Genomic DNA, 19,708 nt, shown 5'->3' on the forward strand with positions numbered 1-19,708 from the left:
GCTCGGCGCGTGTCGACCCTGCCGCTGTGGCGTTGAGATTTCCGCCTACGCTCGACCGGTGCTCGACGACCTCTGGACCGCAGCCACACACCACCCGTTCCTGCTCGGCATTCGTGACGGCGACATCACCCGCGCAGCGTTCGACCGCTGGCTGGTGCAGGACGCCAGCTACGTCGCCGACCTGCTGACGTTCCAGGCACGGCTACTCGCCCGCGCACCGCGGCACGCCCAGGCGGTGCTCGCCGGCGGCTGCGTCGCGCTGGTGGCCGAGCTCGACTGGTTCGACGACCAGGCGTCGCGTCGCGGGCTCGACACCGGGCAGCCGCCGCTGCCGGCGACCCTGGCCTACCGCGAACTGCTCGGCCGGCTCGACGCCGCACCCTACGACGCGGCGGTGACCGCGCTGTGGGTCATCGAGCGGGTGTACCTGCTGGCGTGGTCGGCGGCCGCACCGGGCGCGGCGGAATACCGCGAGTTCGTCGAGCACTGGACCGATCCCGGCTTCGTCGACTACGTCGCCGGGCTGGGCGCGCTCGCCGCTCCCGAGGGCCACGGCGAGCTCGTCGCCGAGGTGTTGCGCCACGAGATCGCGTTCTGGGACATGGCGCTCGCCTGACGCCGCCGCGTCACTCCCACTCGATGGTGCCGGGCGGCTTGCTGGTGATGTCGAGCACCACCCGGTTCACCTCGGCCACCTCGTTGGTGATGCGCGTCGAGATCCGCTCGAGCACCTCATAGGGCACCCGCGTCCAGTCGGCGGTCATCGCGTCCTCGCTCGACACCGGCCGCAGCACGATGGGATGGCCGTAGGTGCGGCCGTCGCCCTGCACGCCCACCGAGCGCACGTCGGCCAACAGCACCACCGGGCACTGCCAGATCAGCGCGTCGAGGCCGGCGGCGGTCAGCTCCTCGCGGGCGATCTGGTCGGCGCGGCGCAGCGTCGCGAGCCGGTCGGCGGTCACCTCCCCGACGATGCGGATGCCGAGCCCCGGGCCCGGGAACGGCTGGCGCGCCACGATCTCCTCGGGCAGGCCGAGTTCGCGGCCCACGGCGCGCACCTCGTCCTTGAACAGCAGCCGCAGCGGCTCGACCAGCCGGAACTTCAGGTCGGCCGGCAGCCCGCCGACGTTGTGGTGGCTCTTGATGCTCGCCGCCCCCGCGCCGCCGCCGGATTCGACGACGTCCGGATACAGCGTGCCCTGCACCAGGAAATCGACCGGCGGCCCGCTGTCGCCCACGACGTCGAGCACCGCGCCCTCGAACGCCCGGATGAACTCGCGGCCGATGATCTTGCGTTTGCCCTCGGGGTTGTGGACGCCCGACAGGGCGGTCAGGAACGTGTCGGCGGCGTCGACCGTCACGAGCCGGGCGCCCGTCGCGGCGACGAAATCGCGCTCGACCTGGGCGCGTTCACCGGCGCGCAGCAGCCCGTGGTCGACGAACACACAGGTCAGCCGGTCACCGATCGCCCGCTGCACCAGCGCCGCGGCCACCGCCGAGTCCACCCCGCCCGACAGCCCGCAGATGGCGCGGCCGTCGCCGATTTGCTCGCGGACCGCCGTGACGAGGGCGTCGGCGATGTTCGCCGGCGTCCAGTGCGCACCGATGCCCGCGAAGTCGTGCAGGAACCGGCTCAGCACCTGCTGGCCGTGCGGTGTGTGCAGCACCTCCGGGTGGTACTGCACGCCGGCGAGCTTGCGGGCGCGGTCCTCGAACGCCGCGACGGGCGCACCGGCGCTGCGGGCCACCACGTCGAAGCCCGCGGGCGCGTCGGTCACCGCGTCGCCGTGGCTCATCCACACCGGCTGGATCTCCGGCAGCCCGGCGTGCAATTCGCCGCCGGTGACGCTGAGCTCGGTGCGGCCGTATTCGCTGGTGCCGGTGCGGGCGACGGTGCCGCCGAGTGCCTGCGCCATCGCCTGGAAGCCGTAGCAGATGCCGAACACCGGCACGCCCAGCTCGAACAGCGCCGGGTCGAGTTGGGGCGCGCCGTCGGCGTACACGCTGGCCGGCCCGCCCGACAGCACGATGGCCCGCGGCCGGCGCTGCGCGATCTCCTCGACGCCGACGGTGTGCGGCACCACCTCCGAATACACCCGCGCCTCCCGCACCCGGCGGGCGATCAGCTGGGCGTATTGGGCGCCGTAGTCGATCACCAGCACGGGACGTTCGGGGGCAGATCCGGCCGTGCTGACCGCGGGTTCCGTCACGGGCACAGTCTAGAAGTGCGCCCGGCGGCCGCCGATTCAAGCGGTCCGCTCAATCCGATTCGGCGGCGTCGCCCGCCGGCGCTCGGGCAGGATGACCGCATGAGCACCCCCGAGCCGCAGCGCCGGACGGTGCACACGTTCTGCCGCTACTGCCTGGCCTCGTGCGGCATCGACGTCACCGTCGCGGACAACCGGATCGAGAAGATCTCGGCGGACCGGCGCAACCCGCACAGCTGGCACGACTTCTGCGCCAAGGGCCGCACCGCCGGGCAGCTCGTCGAGCATCCGCGGCGGATCCTGCACCCGATGCGCCGCGTCGGCGACCGCTACGTCGAGGCGTCGTGGGACGAGGCGATCGCCGACATCGCGGCCCGGCTGAACGCCCTGATCGACGCGGACGGCCCGGACGCGGTGGGCGTCTACTACGGCAACCCGGCGGGCTTCTCGTCGTCGAACATCGTCTTCATGAACGGCTGGCTGGACGCCGTCGGCACCCGGAGCCGCTACTTCGTGGGTTCGGTCGACCAGAACGCGATGCACGTGGTGGCGCAGGCGATGTACGGCTCGGAGCTCATGTCGCCGGTGTCCGACATCGACGCCTGCGACTACTTCCTGCTGGTCGGCACCAACCCGGCGGTGAGCGCGTGGAACTGGCTGGAGACCGTGCCGGGCGGCTGGCGGCGGGCGCTCGCCCGGCAGGCCGCGGGCGCCACGATCGTCGTCGTCGACCCGGTGCGCACCGAGTCGGCGGCGAAAGCCGACCTCCACCTCGCGGTGCGGCCGGGGCAGGACTGGGCGCTGCTGCTCGGGCTGGTGAAGGTGATCCTCGACGAAGGCCTCGAACACGACGAGGACTGCCGCACGCTCGCGACGGGCGTGCCGGAGCTGCGCGCGCTGGTCGCCGAGGCCGACCTCGACGACCTCGCGGCCCGCTGCGAGCTCTCCCGCAGCGACATCGAGCGCGTGGCCCGCGACTTCGCGGCCGCCCGCGGCGCCATGGTGGTGACCCGCACCGGCGTCTCCTTGCACGAGGCCGGCACCGTCGGTGAATGGCTCGGCCACGTGCTCAACGTCATCACCGGCCGGATGGACCGCCCCGGCGGCCGCCGCTTCGAGCCCGGCTACGTCGACGCCCTGCGGATGTTCGACCTGGCCAAGGCGCCCGAGCACCGCAGCCGGCTGCGCGGCCGGCCGATGGTGGCGGGCGCCCACGCGCTGGCCGAGCTACCCGACGAGATCACCACCCCCGGGCCCGGGCAGCTGCGGGCGCTGATCGTCAACTCCGGCAACCCGGTGATTTCCGGCCCCGACGGCGCGAAGCTCGACGCCGCGCTGGCCCAGCTGGAGCTGCTGGTGGCCGTGGACCTGGTGCAGCGCGAGAGCCACCGGCACGCCCACTGGCTGCTGCCGGCGGTGCACTGGCTCGAGCGCGACGACCTGCCGGCCTTCACCAGCAGCATGCACGACGAGCCGTTCGTGCAGCTCGGCGCCAAGGCGGTCGACCCGCCACCGGGCGCGCGCGAGGAGTGGCGCATCTGGGTGGACTTGGCGATCGCGATGCGCCGGCCGCTGTTCGGCGCCAAGGGGCTCAACCAGGTCGTGCGGGCTACCCGTCGGCTGGCCCGCCTCACCCGCCGGCCCGGCCTGGAGTTCACCCCGCGCTGGCTGGACCGGCTGCTGATCGCCACGTCGCGCAAGGTCGGCGGTCGCCGCGTGCGGTGGCGCGATCTGGTCGCCCACCCGCACGGCATGGTGCTGGGCCCACGCGAGTTCGGGCACTTCCGCGCCGCCCTGCGCACCGAGGACAAGCGGGTGCACGCCGCGCCGCCGGAGTTCGTGGCCCGCGCCCGCGAGCTGCTGAGCGGGCCGGCGCCCGCCGCGCCGCAGCGCTATCCGTTCACGCTGGGCAACCGGCGCCACCGGCACTCGATGAACTCCTGGCTCAACGACCTGCCGGGTCTGCACCCGGCGGGCAAGGGCACCGACGTGCTCATCCATCCCGCCGACGCGGCGCCGCTGGGCATCGGCGAGGGCGATCGGGTGCGCGTGTCCTCGGCCGTCGGGGAGGTCGAACTGCAGGCGTCGCTGTCGGACGCGGTGCGCCGCGGCCTGGTGGTCATCGACCACGGCTGGGGTTCGCGCGTGTTCGACCCGCGCGGCGGCGGGACACCGCTGTCGTTCGGCGTCAACCGGAACCTGCTGGTCGACGGCGAGACGCTGGACCCGCTGTCGCAGACCTCGGCGCTCAGCTCGGCCTATGTGGCCGTCGAGCGGGTCAGCTCGCCGAACTGACCGGCGCGATCGGCAGCCACCGCAGCGCGCCCGGCGCCTCCTGCGGCACCACCGGATGCTTCGGCGGCACCGGCTGCAGCCGCTCGTAGGGCGCGCCCTGCGGCGGCCGCTGATCTTGTTCGCCCTTGTTCGGCCACAGCGACGCCGCCCGCTCGGCCTGCGCGGTGATCGACAGCGACGGGTTGACGCCGAGGTTCGCCGAGATGGCGGCCCCGTCCACGACGTACATGGTCGGGTAACCCCACACCCGGTGGTAGGGGTCGATGACGCCGTGCTCGGGACTGTCGCCGATCACCGCGCCGCCCAAGAAGTGCGCCGTCAGCGGGATGTTGAACAACTCGCCCCAGGTACCGCCGGCGACGCCGTCGATCTTCTTCGCGATCTCGCGGGTCACCCGGTTGCCCACCGGGATCCAGGTCGGGTTCGGCTCGCCGTGGCCCTGCTTGCTCAGGTAGCGACGGATGCCGAACCGGTTGCGCTTGGTGTAGGTGGTGATCGAGTTGTCGAGATGCTGCATGACGAGCGCGATCATCGTGCGCTCGCTCCACCGGCGCGGGTTCAGCAGCCGCAGCGTGCCGCGCGGATCCTGCCGGGCCGCCTGGATGAGCTGCTTCCAGCGCGGCACGTCGGTGCCCTCGGGCCCGGCGCCGTCGGTCATCAGCGTCTGCAGCAACCCCATCGCGTTGGAGCCCTTGCCGTAGCGGCACGGCTCGACGTGCGTGTCGGGCGTCGGGTGGATCGAGGACGTGATGGCGACGCCGTGCGTGAGGTTCAGATCGTCGCTCACCGTCAGCCGGCCGGCGCCCACGATGGACTCGGAGTTGGTGCGGGTCAGCACACCGAGCCGGTCCGACAGCTTCAGCTTGCCGGTGTCGCGCATCTTGAACAGCAGCCGCTGCGTGCCGTAGGTGCCGGCGGCCATGACGACGGCGTTCGCGGTGAACGTGCGCTTGCCGCGGCGCAGCTTCCGCCCGGTGCGCACCGTCGTGACCTGCCACCTGCCGTCGGCGCGCTGCTCGACGTCGGTCACCGTGGTCATCGGGATGACCTCGGCGCCGGCGCGCTCGGCCAGCCCGAGATAGTTCTTCACCAGCGTGTTCTTGGCGTTGTGACGGCAGCCCGTCATGCACGAGCCGCACTCGATGCAGCCGGTGCGGGCCGGGCCGACGCCCCCGAAGTACGGGTCGTCGAACGTCTTGCCGGGCGCCTTCTCGCCGCCCGGGCCGAAGAACACCCCGACCGGCGTGGGCACGAAGGTGTCGCCGACGCCCATCTCGTCGGCGACCTCCTTCATGATCCGGTCGGCGTCGGTGAAGGTCGGGTTGCGGACCACGCCGAGCATGCGCTGCGCCTGGTCGTAGTGCGGTGCGAGCTCGGCGCGCCAGTCGGTGATGTGCGCCCACTGCCGGTCGGAGAAGAACGGCGGCGGCGGCACGTAGAGCGTGTTCGCGTAGTTCAGCGAGCCGCCGCCCACCCCGGCGCCGGCGAGGATCATGACGTTGCGCAGCAGGTGGATGCGCTGGATGCCGTACATGCCGAGCTGCGGCATCCACAGGAACTTCCGCAGGTTCCACGAGGTCTTGGCGAAGTCCTCGTCGGCGTAGCGGCGGCCCGCTTCGAGTACCCCGACGCGGTACCCCTTCTCGGTGAGCCGCAGCGCGGTGACGCTGCCCCCGAAACCCGAACCGATGATCAGGACGTCGTAGTCAGGCTCCATCCGAGCATTATGGAGCTACCCACCGGTAACCGGCTAGAAAGGCTGGCCTAACTTCGCGCTCAGGCCGCGACGGCCGTCCCGCACACCCCGCAGACCTCGACGTTCCGCCGCTTCCACCGGGCGACCGGGATGAAGAACAGCGAGAACTGCTTGTACTCGCGGACCCGCGTCCACTGCGTGGTGTTGGAGCAGCGCGGGCAGGTGCGCACCTCCCCCGCACCGAGGACCTTCTGCTTGGTGCCGAAACTGAAGAAGAGCAGCATCGCCTCAGCGTAGGGGCGGCGCCGGTCAGCACCCGACGGTGAGGCCGACCTTCTGGAACTCCTTGAGGTCGCAGTACCCGGCCTTGGCCATCGACCGGCGCAGCCCGCCGACCAGGTTGAGCGACCCGAACGGATCGTCGGACGGGCCGGCCAGCACCTGGTGCAGCGGCGCCCGTTCGCCCGGCGCCACGTGCAGCAGCGCCCCCCGGGGCAGCGACGGGTGCGCGGCCGCGGCGGGCCAGAACCAGCCGTCCGCCATCGCCTCGGCCGCGGCGGCGAGCGGGGTGCCGAGCACCACGGCGTCGGCGCCGCACGCAATGGCCTTCGCGAGGTCGCCGGAGGTGTGGATGTCGCCGTCGGCGAGCACGTGCACGTAGCGGCCGCCCGTCTCGTCGAGGTATTCGCGGCGGGCCGCGGCGGCGTCGGCGATGGCGGTGGCCATCGGCACGCTGATGCCCAGCACCTCGTCGCTGGTGGTCACGCCGCGCGTCGAGCCGTAGCCCACGATGACGCCGGCCGCGCCGGTGCGCATGAGGTGCAGCGCGGTCCGGTGGTCGAGCACGCCGCCCGCGACCACCGGGATGTCGAGTTCGGAGATGAACGTCTTCAGGTTCAGAGGTTCGCCGCCCCCGTGGTTGCGGGCCACCCGTTCGGCGGTGACGATCGTCCCCTGGATGACCAGCAGGTCGATGCCTGCCGCCACCAGCGACGGGGTGAGGGCCTGCGCGTTCTGCGGGCTCACCCGCACGGCGGTGGTGACCCCGGCATCGCGGATGCGGGCGACCGCCGCGCCGAGCAGGTCGGGGTCGAGCGGTGCCGCGTGGAGCTCCTGCAGCAGCCGGATCGCGGCCGACGGGTCGGCGTCGGCCGCCGCACACTCGACGACGCGGGCGACCTTCTCCTCGACGTCGGCGTGCCGGCCGATCAGGCCTTCGCCGTTGAGCACGCCCAGGCCGCCGCACCGGCCCAGCTCGATCGCGAAGTCCGGCGACACCAGCGCGTCGGTGGGGTGGCTGATCACCGGGATCTCGAAGCGGTAGGCGTCGAGCTGCCAGGCCGTCGAGACGTCCTGCGACGACCGCGTGCGCCGCGACGGGACGATGTTCACCTCGTCCAGCTCGTAGGTGCGCCGAGCGGTCCGGCCCAGGCCGATCTCGACCAAGTCACGCATGCGGTGTCCTCAGGTTCGTGTGCGCGGCGGGCGCGGTCAGCGCGAGTAGTAGTTCGGCGCTTCGGCGGTCATGGTGATGTCGTGCGGGTGGCTCTCCTTGAGGCCCGCCGACGTGATCTGCACGAACTGCGCTTGCTGCAGCGCCTCGATGGTGGCGGCGCCGGTGTAGCCCATCGCGGCCCGCAGGCCGCCGGTGAGCTGGTGGATGACGGTCGCCAGCGGGCCGCGGAACGGGACCCGGCCCTCGATGCCCTCCGGCACCAGCTTGTCCTCGCGCAGCACGTCGTCCTGGAAGTAGCGGTCCTTCGAATAGGACTTCGCGGCCCCGCCTTCGCTGCGGCCCTGCATCGCCCCCAGCGACCCCATGCCGCGGTAGCTCTTGAACTGCTTGCCGTTGACGAAGATCAGCTCGCCCGGCGCCTCGGCGGTGCCGGCGAGCAGCGAGCCGAGCATCGCGGTGGACGCCCCGGCGGCCAGCGCCTTGGCGATGTCTCCGGAGTACTGCAGGCCGCCGTCGGCGATCACCGGCACGCCGAACGGCGCGCAGGCCGCGACGGCTTCGAGGATCGCGGTGATCTGCGGCGCACCGACACCGGCGACGACGCGTGTGGTGCAGATCGAGCCCGGCCCGACGCCGACCTTCACCGCGTCGGCGCCCGCCTCGACCAGCGCGGCCGCCCCGGAGCGCGTCGCGACGTTGCCGCCCACCACGTCCACCCGGTGGCCGACCTCGGCCTTGAGCTTGCCGACCATCTCCAGCACCAGCCGGTTGTGGGCGTGGGCGGTGTCGACCACCAACACGTCGACCCCGGCGTCCACCAGACCCATCGCCCGCGCCCACGCATCCTCACCGACGCCGACGGCGGCCCCGACCAGCAACCGCCCGTCGCTGTCCTTCGTCGCGAGCGGATGCTGCTCGGTCTTGACGAAGTCCTTGACGGTGATCAGGCCGGTGAGCTTGCCGCGCCCGTCGACGATCGGCAGCTTCTCGATCTTGTTGCGCCGCAACAGCCCCAGCGCGGCGTCGGCGGTGACCCCCTCCTGCGCGGTGATCAGCGGCGCCTTGGTCATCACCTCGGCGACGCGCTTGCTCTGGTCGACCTCGAAGCGCATGTCGCGGTTGGTGATGATCCCCACCAGTGCGCCCGACGCATCGACCACCGGCAGCCCGGAGATGCGGAAGCGGGCGCACATCGCGTCGACCTCGGCGAGCGTGTTGTCCGGCGTGCAGGTGACGGGGTTGGTCACCATCCCGGCTTCGGACCGCTTGACGGTTTCGACCTGACCGGCCTGCTCGGCGGCGGGCAGGTTGCGGTGCAGCACCCCCATGCCGCCGGCGCGCGCCATCGCGATGGCCATGCGTGCCTCGGTCACGGTGTCCATCGCCGAGCTGACCAGCGGCACCTTGAGCCGGATGCGGCGCGTGAGCTGGCTGGAGGTGTCGGCCCGTGCCGGAACGACGTCCGACGCGGCGGGCAGCAGCAGCACGTCGTCGAACGTCAGCCCGAGCATGGCGATCTTGTTCGGGTCGTCGCCGCCGGTGCGCATCGGCATGCTCGCCGCGGCGGGCTGTTCGGTCGGCACCACGGCAGCCACCGGTTCGGCGCCCAGCAGGATGCGGTCGCTGGCGTCGGTGAGCGTCGCGGGGTTCGACATGAAGCCTCCAAAAGGGGGTGGAGCTGAACATTCATCCTATCGGCTCCACGCCGCCGGCCTGGGTCCCCGCCGCCGGCGGGGGGCATCCCGGCCAGCCGTGCGGCGGCTGGCGCGACACCAGCCGCGCTGCGTACGCTAGGGGCGTGCGTGACCACCTACCACCGGGTTTGCCGCCCGACCCGTTCGCCGACGATCCGTGCGACCCCTCGGCCGCGCTGGACGCCATCGAGCCCGGGCAACCGCTGGACCCGCAGGAGCGCACCGCGGTCGAGGCCGACCTGGCCGATCTGGCGGTCTACGAGGCGCTGCTCGCCCATCGCGGCATCCGCGGGTTGGTCGTCTGCTGCGACGAATGCCAGCAGGACCACTACCACGACTGGGACATGCTGCGCGCCAACCTCTTACAGCTCCTGGTCGACGGCACTGTCCGTCCGCACGAGCCGGCCTACGATCCCGAGCCCGACGCCTACGTCACCTGGGACTACTGCCGCGGCTACGCCGACGCCTCGCTGAACGAGGCGGCGTCGGAGCGCGACGGCTTCCGCTGAGCCGCGGCTACCCTGCGCCGCTGACGTTCGCGGCGACCGGCGTGGTCGTCACGACGGGCTGATCCTGCGCTTGCCGCGCCACCGGAGCCGACGGCTGCACCGCTGACGGCGCCGCCGGGGTGGTCAGTGCCGGAGTGGTCGGCGCGGGGGTCGGTCGCGGGGCGGCCGTCGGTTGCGATGTTGCTGGCTGCTGCGAGGTCGCCGGCTGCTGCGGGGTGGGCCGCGGCGTCGGCTGTGCCGTCGGGCTCGGTTGCGGCGTCGGGCTCGGCTGCGGCGCGCTCGTCGGCGTCGGGCTCGGTTGCGGCGTCGGGCTCGGCTGCGGTGCGCTCGTCGGCGTCGGGCTCGGCTGCGGCGCGCTCGTCGGCGTCGGGCTTGGCTGCGGCGCGCTCGTCGGCGTCGGGCTCGGCTGCGGCGCGCTCGTCGGCTCCGCGCTGGGGACGGACGTCAGCTGCGTGGCCGGATCGGTCGACGGGGTGGCCGCCGGGTCGACGCCGGACGGGGTCGCCGCCGTCGGATCGGGGCTGTCGGTCACGACGACCGGGGGCGGCGCCTGGGCCGGACTCGGCGGGAGCGTCACCGCGGGGTTGCGCGCCTCGATGTTCTCGTTCAGCACTGCGACCCAGCCGTCGAGGTTCTCGCGGGTGGTGTCGTCGCCGACCCGCTCCACGGTGTTCGACAGCGCGGTCAGCTTCTCCTGCGCGGCCGCCCACTGGCCTTCGTTGATGAGCTGCTCGACCTGCTTGAGCTCGGTCTGCGCGGCGAGGACCACCTGCTGCTCCGACGCGGTTTCGCCGAAGATGATCGTGCGCAGGCCGTAGAGGGCGTCACCCGGCTGGGCGTCGGATACCACCACGCCGAAGCCGCCGAACACCAGCATCGCCGCGGCGACGGACCCCACGACCCGAAGGCCGACGCCGCGTCGCGCGGACGGCGCGGGGCGACTGCCCTGTTCGAGCGCGGCCACCGCGTCGGCCAGACCGATTCCGGCGCTCGGCGCGAGCGGGGTGTGGCGGACGTGATCGCGCCAGCCGGCGAGCAGCCAGGCAATCTCGTCGTCGGCCGAATCGGTAGGCGGCACCGGGCGACCCGTCGCCAGCGCGTCCAGCATCCGGTCCGTCCGCGCGATCGCCTCGACGTCGGCGTCGCCGCCCCCGAAGCGGCGGTTCATGTCACTCATAGCCCCGCCCCGTCGCCAAGATCTCGTTGCGCAGCCGAGCCAGCGCCCGGTGCTGCGCCACCCGCACCGCACCGGCGGTCGTGCCGACCGCCTCGGCGGTCTCCTCCGCCGACAGCCCCACCACCACGCGAAGGATCACGATCTCGCGCTGCTTGGCCGGCAAGGTGTTGAGCAGCGCGTCCATCCGCGCCGCGGCGTCCGCGTCGATCGCGTTCTGCTCCGGACCCGCCTCGACGGACATCCGCTCGGGCAGCACCTCGGTCGGCTCGGCCCGGTTGCGGGCGAACGCGCGGTGGGCGTCGGCCACCTTGTGTGCGGCGATGCCGTACACAAAAGCCAAGAAGGGCCGCCCCTGGTCCTGATAGCGGGGCAGCGCCGATATGGCGGCCAAGCACACCTCCTGTGCCACGTCGTCCGCTGACAGGCCACTTCGTTCGCCGGTGCCGAGCCGAGCTCTGCAGTACCGCACCACAATCGGACGAATGGTCTCCAGCACTTCCCGGAGCGCGTCCCGATTGCCGGCCACTGCGTGAGCAACGACAGCATCGAGGCGGTCTCCCGGATGTGTCATCGACGAAAGCGTCCTCAGCGTTACGAGCCGGGCCTCATCCCGGCATGCAGCAGACAATATCGACTGGTGGCGCACCGGCTCCACGAGCCGCTTTCAGCGGTGACGCCACCGCCCGCCGCGTCGCTCGACCGCCACCGCGCACGCCTCGTTGATCGCGAGGAGCTCGTCGCGCGTTCCACGGGCGCTGCCGATGTCGGCCAGCAGACCGGAAACCGCCCAGCGCAGCGGCAGCAGCCCGTGACGCTCGGTGGCGTCGAGCACCTGGTCGCCGTGGCCGCGGGCGTCGTCGAGCCGCCCCGTGCTGCACAGCGCCGCCGCGAGCACCAGCCGCGTCTTGACGACGTGCCGTGCGGACCCGAACTCCTCGGCGACGTCCAGCCCGGCCTCGGCGCTGCGCACCGCGTCCGCACCGTGACCGGTGGCCATCGCCAACTCGGCGCTCACCCACGCCAGCCGCACCCGCACGCGCAGGTCGGTGGGCGGTCGGCGGGCCCGCCCCAGGAGCTCGCCGGCAGCGGCGAACCGCCCCACCCCCAAGGCGTCGGCCGCCAGGCCGACGAGGCTGTCGGCGTGCGCGGGCCCGCCGTCGGCGAGCGCGAGGGCGCGCCCGTCCCACCGGCGGGCCAGCAAATGCCACCCGAGTTGACGCAGCAGCGACGCCTCCGTGCTGTGCGCCAGCGAGTCGAGCGCCGCGCCTCCTGGCGCCCGCCGGATCTCCGCCAGTTCCGTGCGGGCCGAGGCGTAGCGGCCCTGACCGGCAGCGGCGACCGCCCGCCACCATCGCTCGACGGGCGTGGCCGCCGGCGGCAGCGGCCACCGGCCGGGTGCGGCGCCGAAGGCGGCGGCGTACAGCGGCGAGGGTTCTGCGTTCATCGGTTAACAGTTTGTGCTGCGCATGTTAACGCCAGGTCAACGACTGGTCTGTCGTCGGGAAATCGCCCGCCGACGATCGCGCGCTGAACTGGACAATTGCGTCCGGCGTGAGCGTCAAGCGCCGTTTCGAGCCCCACTCCTGCCGCCCGCGGGTCCCCCGGATGAACGTGACGTAAATTCTCGACCTGCGGTTATGTCGTTTCGCACACCGGGGAAGTGTTGACGCATTTCGCCGACCGCCCCTAATTTGATTTCACGAGCGGTCACCGGCGACATGTTTCGAAAGATCGTTTCACGACTTCTGCGTCCCCGCTGTCCGGCGGCGGTGCAGAGAGGGGTTCCGATGCCACAACCACAGCAGCTTCCCGGGCCGAACGCCGACGTGTGGGACTGGCAGATGCAGGGCCTGTGCCGCGGCGTCGACTCGGCGATGTTCTTCCACCCCGACGGCGAGCGCGGCCGCGCCCGGGCCCAGCGGGAGATGCGCGCCAAGGAAATGTGCCGTCGCTGCCCGGTGATCGCCCAGTGCCGCTCGCACGCGTTGGCGGTCGCCGAGCCCTACGGCATCTGGGGCGGGCTGAGCGAATCCGAGCGCGAACTGCTCTTGAAACGAGGCATCCGCCGCACGGCTTGAGTTACACAGCAAACGGCAGTCTCCGCCCGCGGTGGCGGGCCAGTGCGCAGAGGTGAGCCGTGCGTACGGAGTTCGGGCGTGCGGCGTACCCATCGCTCCCAGTAGGCACGTGCAGCCGATGTGGTGAGCGCGTGGAAAGGCGGCACCCCCGGCTCCACTGAACCCGGGGGTGCCTGCGTCCTGCTGATCAGTGCGCGTGGCCGTGATGGCCGTGGCCGTGCTCTTCTTCCTCGGCCGGCTTGTCGACGACCGCGGTCTCGGTGGTGAGGATCATCCGCGCCACCGACGCCGCGTTGACGACGGCCGAGCGGGTGACCTTGACCGGGTCGATGACACCGTCGGCCAGCAGGTCGCCGTAGGTCAGCGTGGCGGCGTTGAAGCCCTGCCCCGCCGGCAGTCCGGCGACCGTGTTGACCACCACGGCGCCGTCGAGCCCGGCGTTGGTGGCGATCCAGTAGAGCGGCGACGACAGTGCTGTGGAGAACACGTCGACGCCGACCGCCTCGTCACCGGACAGCGACGACCGCAGTTCATCGAGCGCCGAGCGCGCCTGCAGCAGCGCGGAGCCGCCGCCGGGGACGATGCCTTCCTCGACCGCCGCCTTGGCCGCGGCGACCGCGTCCTCGACGCGGGCCTTGCGCTCCTTCAGCGCGGTTTCGGTGGCCGCGCCGACCTTGATCACCGCCACGCCGCCGGCGAGCTTGGCCAGCCGCTCCTCCAGCTTCTCGCGGTCCCACTCGGAGTCGGTGGTCTCGATCTCGCTCTTGAGCTGCGCCACCCGGTTGGCGATGGCCTCCTGCGTGCCGCCGCCGTCGACGATGGTCGTGGTGTCCTTGGTGACCACCACGCGGCGCGCCGTACCGAGCACCTCCAGGCCCACCTCGCGCAGCAGCAGGCCCACGTCGGGGTTGACCACCTGACCGCCGGTGACGATCGCGAGGTCCTCCAGGAACGCCTTGCGGCGGTCGCCGAAGAACGGCGCCTTGACCGCGACGGCCCGCAGCGTCTTGCGGATCGCGTTGACGACCAGCGTCGACAGCGCCTCACCCTCGACGTCCTCGGCGACGATCAACAGGGGCTTGTTCGCCTGGGCGACCTTCTCCAGCAGCGGCAGCAGGTCGGGTAGCGAGCTGATCTTTTCGCGGTGCAGCAGCACCAGGGCGTCCTCGAGCACGGCCTCCTGCCGGTCGAAGTCGCTGATGAAGTACGCCGACAGGTAGCCCTTGTCGAACTGCACGCCCTCGGTGACCTCGAGCTCGGTCTGCAGGGTCGACGACTCCTCGACGCTGACCACGCCGTCCTCGCCGACCTTCGTCATGGCCTCGCCGACCAGCTCGCCGATCTCGGGGTCACGCGAGGACACGGTGGCGATGGACGCGATGCCGCTTCGCCCCGACACCGGGGTGGCCGCGGCGAGCAGCGCCTCGCTGACCGCGTCGGCGGCCTTGCTGATGCCCGACCCGAGCGCAATCGGGTTGGCGCCCGCCGCGACGTTGCGCAGGCCGGCCTTGACCAGGGCCTGCGCCAACACCGTGGCGGTGGTGGTGCCGTCCCCGGCGATGTCGTTGGTCTTGGTGGCGACCGACTTGACCAGTTGGGCGCCCAGGTTCTCGAACGGGTCCTCGAGGTCGATGTCGCGGGCGATGGTGACGCCGTCGTTGGTCACCGTGGGTCCGCCCCACGACTTGGCCAGCACGACGTGGCGGCCGCGCGGGCCCAGCGTCACCTTGACCGCGTTGGCGAGCTTGTCGACGCCGACCTCCATGGCCCGGCGCGCGGTTTCGTTGAATTCGATCTGCTTGCTCATGAATGTCCGTCCTGACGTCGAACGCATGCCGCCCCGGAGATCGGCCGCAACGCGTGCGAGATCCCCGGGGCGGACACCGCGATTACTTGTTGACGACCGCCAGCACGTCGCGCGCCGACAGGATCAGGTACTCCTCGCCGTTGTACTTGATCTCGGTGCCGCCGTACTTGCTGTAGATGACGGTGTCACCCTCGGAGACGTCCAGCGGAATTCGCTTCTCGCCCTCGTCGTCCCACCGGCCGGGGCCGACGGCGACGACGGTGCCTTCCTGCGGCTTCTCCTTGGCGGTGTCCGGGATGACCAGACCCGACGCGGTCGTGGTCTCGGCCTCGTTGGCCTGTACGAGGATCTTGTCCTCGAGTGGCTTGATGTTCACGCTCGCCACGATGGAGCCCTCCACTTGCTTGGGATACGGTCCGGGGCGTTCCCCGGGCCTCTTCGTTTTCCGATGTATCAGGTGTTCGGCGTACGCCTTCTCCGCGCCGTCGTCGCGGGTGCCGACACGGGGATCGTCGCAGCCACCTAGCACTCTATACATGCGAGTGCTAGCACTCAAGGACGAGGGCAGGCTAATTCGCCGGGTCGACGAGCAGGTGCTGCGACACGTCGCCCACCATCTCCAGATCGACGCGGCGGGCGGTGAAGTACCAGCCCGCGCCGTCGCGCGCGAACTCGTCGGCGTAGCGGCCCACGACGATCGGCTGCAGTGGCAGCGCCTCGGTGGCCTGCACGACGCAGAACGTGGAGCGGGCTCGCGCAGTACCGCCGTCGACCTCGACGATCGGGTTGAGCACCAGGTGACGGGTCTTCGGCGTACCGGTGTCGTCGTAGCGGCGGGTGGTCGCGGCGAACAGCCCGGCGATGGCCCGCTCGCCGCGCACGCCGGCGAACGATCCGCGCGCCAACAGCTGCCCGACCCCGTCGAAGTCCCCGGCGTCCACCAGCTCGGCGTAGCGGTACAGCAGGTCGGTCACCGCCAGCCGGTCCTGCAGCGTCACGCGACCTGGCCCGTCAGCACCGGCAGCCCGGGATCAGTGGCGACATCGAGCGGCGAGGGACCGGCGCCGGCCGCGACCAGGTGCGCGGCGAACGACGCGATCATCGCGCCGTTGTCGGTGCACAGCCGCGGCCGCGGCACCCGCAGCGTGATGCCGTGCGCGGCGCAGCGCTCCTCGGCGAGTTCGCGCAGCCGCGAGTTGGCCGCCACCCCGCCGGCGATCAGCAGCGTCGACACCCCGAGATCGGTGGCGGCCCGCACGGCTTTCATGGTCAGGACGTCGGCGACGGCCTCCTGGAAACCGGCCGCGACATCGGCGACGTCGTGGTCGGGGTGGCGCTCGACGTAGCGCGCCACCGCGGTCTTGAGCCCCGAGAAGCTGAACGCGTGGCGGTCGTCGCGTGGGCCGGTCATGCCGCGCGGAAATGCGACCGCGGTCCGATCGCCCCGGCGCGCGAGCTCGTCGAGCACCCGCCCGCCTGGATAGCCGAGCCCCAACAGCCGCGCCACCTTGTCGTACGCCTCGCCCGCGGCGTCGTCGACGGTGCTGCCGAGCTCGACGATCGGCTCGGCGAGCGATCGCAGGTGCAGCAGGTTGGTGTGCCCGCCGGAGACCAGTAGGCCGATGCACTCGGGCAGCGGGCCGTGGTCGTAGACGTCGGCGGCCAGATGCCCGCCGAGGTGATTGACGGCGTAGAACGGCACTCCCCACGCGGCGGCGTACGCCTTGGCCGCCGCGACCCCGACCATCAGCGCGCCCGCCAGCCCGGGACCGATGGTGGCCGCCACCACATCTGGTCTGGCGTCGGGGCCGTCCAGGCCCGCCGCGGCCAGCGCCCGCCGCATCGTCGGGCCGAGTGCCTCCAGGTGTGCCCGCGACGCGATCTCGGGCACGACGCCGCCGAAGCGGGCATGCTCGTCGACGCTCGACGCCACCTCGTCGGCGAGCAGGGTGACGGTGCCGTCGGCGCCGAGCCGGGCGATGCCGACGCCGGTCTCGTCGCAGGAGCTCTCGATCGCCAGGATGGTGGTCATGACGCCTCTCTGCGCATCGTAAAGGCGTCGGCGCCGCTCATCCGGTAGTAGCGCCGGCGGCGGCCGATCACCTCGAAACCCGCGCTGCGATAGAGGGATTGCGCGACCTCGTTGTCGGTGCGCACCTCCAGGAACACCGTCGCGTCGCCGGCGACACCGAGCAGCGCGTCCAGCAGCGCCCGGCCGATGCCCCGGCCGCGGTGCGCGGGATCGACGCCGATGGTGTGCACCTCGTACTCGTAGGGCGGCGACGCGCCGAGCCGGGCGATGCCGGCGTAGCCCACCAGCTTGTCGCCCTCGCGCGCGGCGAAGTAGCGGTTGTGCGACGCCCGCAGCGCGTACCGGAACGCCGACGCCGGCCACGGGTCGTCCCCGTCGAACAGCTGCGCCTCCAGCTCTGCGCAGCGGGCGACGTCGGCCTGCGTCAGCGCGTCGATCGTGACGGTCATCGGGCGCCGCGCTCCGCTAGCGTCCTGGCGTCCGGCCGGCGCAGGTACAGCGGCGCCGGCGGTTGCGGATCGTCCCAGTCGGTGACCGACGCGACGAGCCCGGCGGGATCGGGATGCACGTGGTCGATGCGCGGTAGCGCGAACAGCGCGGCGTGGTCGGGCGAACCGGCCACCGCGCGCACGCCGTCGACCGGCACGTCGGCCGGGGCCGCCACCTCCGGCCCGTCGACGCGACGGCCGGCCCGGTACCGCGCCCAGTACACCTCCCGGCGGCGGGCGTCGGTGACGACGAGGACGTCGGCGGGCTCATCGGCGGTCAGCGCACCGATCCCGTCGAGGCTGCACACGCCGTGCACCGCGATGCCGAGCGCATGCCCGTAGGCGGCGGCGGTGGCCATCCCCACCCGCAGGCCGGTGAACGGCCCGGGGCCGCAGCCGACGACGACCGCACCCAGGTCGGCCATCGACAGCCCGGCGTCGCGCAGCGCGCCGAGCACGTTGGGCGTGAGTTGTTCGACGTGGGCGCGGGGGTCGACGGTGACGCGCTGCCCGAGCACCGCGAGATCGTCGCGGCGCACGACCGCCGCCGTGACCGCGGGTGTGGCGGTGTCGATGACGAGGACGGTGCTCACGCGGTGCTCCACGACCAGGTGGCGGTGCGGACGTCGGAGTCGGTGAGCCGCTCGAGCCGGATGTCGAGGTGCCGGTCGGCGAGCCGTTCGGCGAGCCCCTCCCCCCATTCGACGACGACGACCGCGTCGGCGAGGTCGGTGTCGAGGTCGAGGGAGTCGAGTTCGGCGAGCAGGTCGGTCCGGTCGTGGTCCAGGAGCCGGTAGACGTCGACGTGCACCAGCGCCGGGTCGCCTGGCCGGCGGGCGGGATGCACCCGCGCCAGCACGAACGTCGGCGAGGTCACCGGGCCGGCGACGTCGAGGCCGGCCGCGATGCCCTTGGTGAGCATCGTCTTTCCGGCGCCCAGCGGGCCGGCGAGCACCACGACGTCGCCGGCCCGCAGGTCGGCGGCGAGCCGGCGGCCCAGCGCGACGGTGTCCTCGGCGGTCGCCAGGGTGGCGGTGCCGGCGGCGGTGCCCGACGTGCTCACCGTGCGCCGGCCTCGCGGTACACGCGGGTGATGCGGCCGCGGGGGCTGGTCACCACCTCGTAGTCGATGGTGCCGATCAGGTCGGCCCACTCTTTGGCGGTCGGTTCGCCGTCGAGGCCGGGACCGAACAGGATCGCCTCGTCGCCTTCGCGGACGTCGGCGGCGTCGGGCCCGAGGTCGACGACGAATTGGTCCATGCAGATGCGCCCCACGCTGCGCCGTCGCCGGCCGCCGATCACCACGTCGAACCGCCCCGACAGCGACCGGAAGACGCCGTCGGCGTATCCCGCGGGAATCAGCGCGACGGTGGTGTCGTGCGGCGCGATCCAGGTGTGGCCGTAGGACACCCCGTCGCCGGCCCGCAGCGGCTTGACCATGGCGACCGTGCACCGCAGCGTCATCGCCGGGATCAGGCCGGCACCCCCCGCGGCGGGCACCGGGTCGAGGCCGTAGACGGCGATGCCGGGCCGGACCAGGTCGAATGCGAGGTCGGGTCGGTTGAGCGCGGCGGGCGAGTTCGCCAGGTGCGCCACCTCGTAGCGCACGCCGCGACGGCGGGCCTCGGCGAGCATGCCGGTGAACCGCTGCGCCTGCCGGGAGTTGGTGGGGTGCTGCGGTTCGTCGGCGCACGCCAGGTGGCTCATGATGCCGCGCACCCGGACGGCGTCGGCGGCCTGCGCGGCGAGCACGGCGTCGAGCAGCTGCGGGTAGTCGGCGGCGGCGATGCCGTTGCGGTTCAGGCCGGTGTCGACCTTCAGCGTCAGCTCCGCCGAGGCGCCGGTGCGGGTGACCGCGTCGAGCACCTCGTCGAGCTGGCGCACCGAGCTCACCCCGATGCCCAGCCCGGCCCGCAGCGCGGGGGCGAAGTCGGTGCCCGGCGGGTGCAGCCAGCACAGCACCGGCGCGCTGATGCCGTCGCGGCGCAGCGCGAGCGCCTCGTCGACGGTGGCGACGCCGAGCTCGGCCGCGCCGGCCGCGAGCGCCGCACGGGCCACTGCGGTGGCGCCGTGGCCGTAGCCGTCGGCCTTCACCACCGCCATCACCGCGGCGCCGCCGGCCCGCTCCCGCAGCACGCCGACGTTGTGCGCGATCGCGCCGAGATCGACCACCGCCTCGGCGGCAGCGGGGCTACGGGTTTGCAGCGGCTGTGTTTCGGTCACCGCCGCTCATTGTCTCACCAGCCGGCCACCGCATTTCGCCGCGCGG

At 72.5% G+C, this 19,708-nt stretch carries 20 protein-coding genes; 4 read left to right on the plus strand and 16 right to left on the minus strand.

The features are described from left to right. Positions 1–58 precede the first annotated feature (58 nt). Positions 59–616, plus strand: a complete 558-nt coding sequence (locus tag LV457_RS05540) for a TenA family transcriptional regulator (RefSeq protein ID WP_232169550.1) — start codon at positions 59–61, stop codon at positions 614–616. A 10-nt stretch (positions 617–626) separates the two neighbouring features. Here the strand turns inward: LV457_RS05540 and guaA are convergent, their stop codons facing one another. Beyond that, positions 627–2,210 (minus strand): glutamine-hydrolyzing GMP synthase, encoded by a 1,584-nt coding sequence (guaA, locus tag LV457_RS05545; RefSeq protein ID WP_232169552.1) that lies wholly within the window; start codon positions 2,208–2,210, stop codon positions 627–629. A gap of 99 nt (positions 2,211–2,309) precedes the next feature. Between guaA and LV457_RS05550 the strand changes: the two genes are divergently transcribed. Further along, positions 2,310–4,502, plus strand: a complete 2,193-nt coding sequence (locus tag LV457_RS05550) for a molybdopterin-dependent oxidoreductase (RefSeq protein ID WP_232169555.1) — start codon at positions 2,310–2,312, stop codon at positions 4,500–4,502. On the opposite strand, the gene LV457_RS05555 is transcribed toward LV457_RS05550, so the two are convergent. Genes LV457_RS05555 through guaB form a run of 4 tightly spaced genes read right to left on the minus strand, consistent with a single transcriptional unit; the run spans position 4,486 to position 9,207 of the window. Beyond that, complete coding sequence (locus LV457_RS05555) at positions 4,486–6,219, minus strand: FAD-dependent oxidoreductase (RefSeq protein ID WP_232169556.1); 1,734 nt, start codon at positions 6,217–6,219, stop codon at positions 4,486–4,488. The genes LV457_RS05550 and LV457_RS05555 overlap by 17 nt on opposite strands. A gap of 59 nt (positions 6,220–6,278) precedes the next feature. Further along, on the minus strand, positions 6,279–6,482 hold the full coding sequence (locus LV457_RS05560) for a zinc-ribbon domain-containing protein (RefSeq protein ID WP_232169558.1): 204 nt from the start codon (positions 6,480–6,482) through the stop codon (positions 6,279–6,281). A gap of 25 nt (positions 6,483–6,507) precedes the next feature. Beyond that, complete coding sequence (locus LV457_RS05565) at positions 6,508–7,644, minus strand: GuaB3 family IMP dehydrogenase-related protein (RefSeq protein WP_232169974.1); 1,137 nt, start codon at positions 7,642–7,644, stop codon at positions 6,508–6,510. A gap of 45 nt (positions 7,645–7,689) precedes the next feature. Beyond that, a complete protein-coding gene (guaB, locus tag LV457_RS05570) occupies positions 7,690–9,207 on the minus strand; it encodes an IMP dehydrogenase (protein WP_232169975.1) in 1,518 nt (505 codons plus the stop codon). Positions 9,208–9,452: 245 nt separating this feature from the next. On the opposite strand from guaB, the gene LV457_RS05575 reads away from it, so the two are divergent. Next, positions 9,453–9,857, plus strand: a complete 405-nt coding sequence (locus LV457_RS05575; RefSeq protein WP_232169560.1) for a DUF5319 domain-containing protein — start codon at positions 9,453–9,455, stop codon at positions 9,855–9,857. A 7-nt stretch (positions 9,858–9,864) separates the two neighbouring features. Here the strand turns inward: LV457_RS05575 and LV457_RS05580 are convergent, their stop codons facing one another. The 3 genes from LV457_RS05580 to LV457_RS05590 form a co-directional block, all read right to left on the minus strand. Next, entirely contained in the window at positions 9,865–11,034 is a 1,170-nt protein-coding gene (locus tag LV457_RS05580) for an anti-sigma-D factor RsdA (protein ID WP_232169561.1), read from the minus strand. Beyond that, positions 11,027–11,605, minus strand: a complete 579-nt coding sequence (locus LV457_RS05585) for a sigma-70 family RNA polymerase sigma factor (protein ID WP_232169976.1) — start codon at positions 11,603–11,605, stop codon at positions 11,027–11,029. Before LV457_RS05585 ends, LV457_RS05580 begins: the two co-directional genes overlap by 8 nt. Positions 11,606–11,698: 93 nt before the next feature. Beyond that, positions 11,699–12,478 (minus strand): hypothetical protein, encoded by a 780-nt coding sequence (locus LV457_RS05590; RefSeq protein WP_232169562.1) that lies wholly within the window; start codon positions 12,476–12,478, stop codon positions 11,699–11,701. Between the two features lie 343 nt (positions 12,479–12,821). Here LV457_RS05590 and LV457_RS05595 point away from each other — a divergent pair, with 343 nt between their 5' ends. After that, positions 12,822–13,112 carry a WhiB family transcriptional regulator gene (locus LV457_RS05595; protein WP_232169563.1) on the plus strand — a complete coding sequence of 97 codons (291 nt, stop codon included), beginning with the start codon at positions 12,822–12,824 and terminating at the stop codon, positions 13,110–13,112. A gap of 187 nt (positions 13,113–13,299) precedes the next feature. Here LV457_RS05595 and groL read toward each other — a convergent pair whose 3' ends face one another. The 8 genes from groL to alr form a co-directional block, all read right to left on the minus strand. Beyond that, positions 13,300–14,919, minus strand: a complete 1,620-nt coding sequence (groL, locus tag LV457_RS05600) for a chaperonin GroEL (protein WP_232169564.1) — start codon at positions 14,917–14,919, stop codon at positions 13,300–13,302. Between the two features lie 82 nt (positions 14,920–15,001). After that, positions 15,002–15,304, minus strand: coding sequence for a co-chaperone GroES (groES, locus tag LV457_RS05605; protein WP_041310041.1), 303 nt, complete (start codon positions 15,302–15,304; stop codon positions 15,002–15,004). Positions 15,305–15,488: 184 nt separating this feature from the next. Beyond that, on the minus strand, positions 15,489–15,917 hold the full coding sequence (locus tag LV457_RS05610) for a nuclear transport factor 2 family protein (RefSeq protein ID WP_232169565.1): 429 nt from the start codon (positions 15,915–15,917) through the stop codon (positions 15,489–15,491). Next, positions 15,914–16,951, minus strand: coding sequence for a tRNA (adenosine(37)-N6)-threonylcarbamoyltransferase complex transferase subunit TsaD (gene tsaD / locus LV457_RS05615; protein ID WP_232169566.1), 1,038 nt, complete (start codon positions 16,949–16,951; stop codon positions 15,914–15,916). Before tsaD ends, LV457_RS05610 begins: the two co-directional genes overlap by 4 nt. Beyond that, positions 16,948–17,400, minus strand: a complete 453-nt coding sequence (rimI, locus tag LV457_RS05620; protein WP_232169567.1) for a ribosomal protein S18-alanine N-acetyltransferase — start codon at positions 17,398–17,400, stop codon at positions 16,948–16,950. Before rimI ends, tsaD begins: the two co-directional genes overlap by 4 nt. Further along, complete coding sequence (tsaB, locus tag LV457_RS05625; RefSeq protein WP_232169568.1) at positions 17,397–18,032, minus strand: tRNA (adenosine(37)-N6)-threonylcarbamoyltransferase complex dimerization subunit type 1 TsaB; 636 nt, start codon at positions 18,030–18,032, stop codon at positions 17,397–17,399. Before tsaB ends, rimI begins: the two co-directional genes overlap by 4 nt. Next, positions 18,029–18,502, minus strand: coding sequence for a tRNA (adenosine(37)-N6)-threonylcarbamoyltransferase complex ATPase subunit type 1 TsaE (tsaE, locus tag LV457_RS05630; RefSeq protein ID WP_232169570.1), 474 nt, complete (start codon positions 18,500–18,502; stop codon positions 18,029–18,031). Before tsaE ends, tsaB begins: the two co-directional genes overlap by 4 nt. Next, positions 18,499–19,662, minus strand: a complete 1,164-nt coding sequence (alr, locus tag LV457_RS05635; RefSeq protein WP_374198737.1) for an alanine racemase — start codon at positions 19,660–19,662, stop codon at positions 18,499–18,501. Before alr ends, tsaE begins: the two co-directional genes overlap by 4 nt. Positions 19,663–19,708 lie beyond the last annotated feature (46 nt).

The organism is Mycobacterium sp. MYCO198283 (assembly GCF_021213805.1).
Classification (GTDB): domain Bacteria; phylum Actinomycetota; class Actinomycetes; order Mycobacteriales; family Mycobacteriaceae; genus Mycobacterium.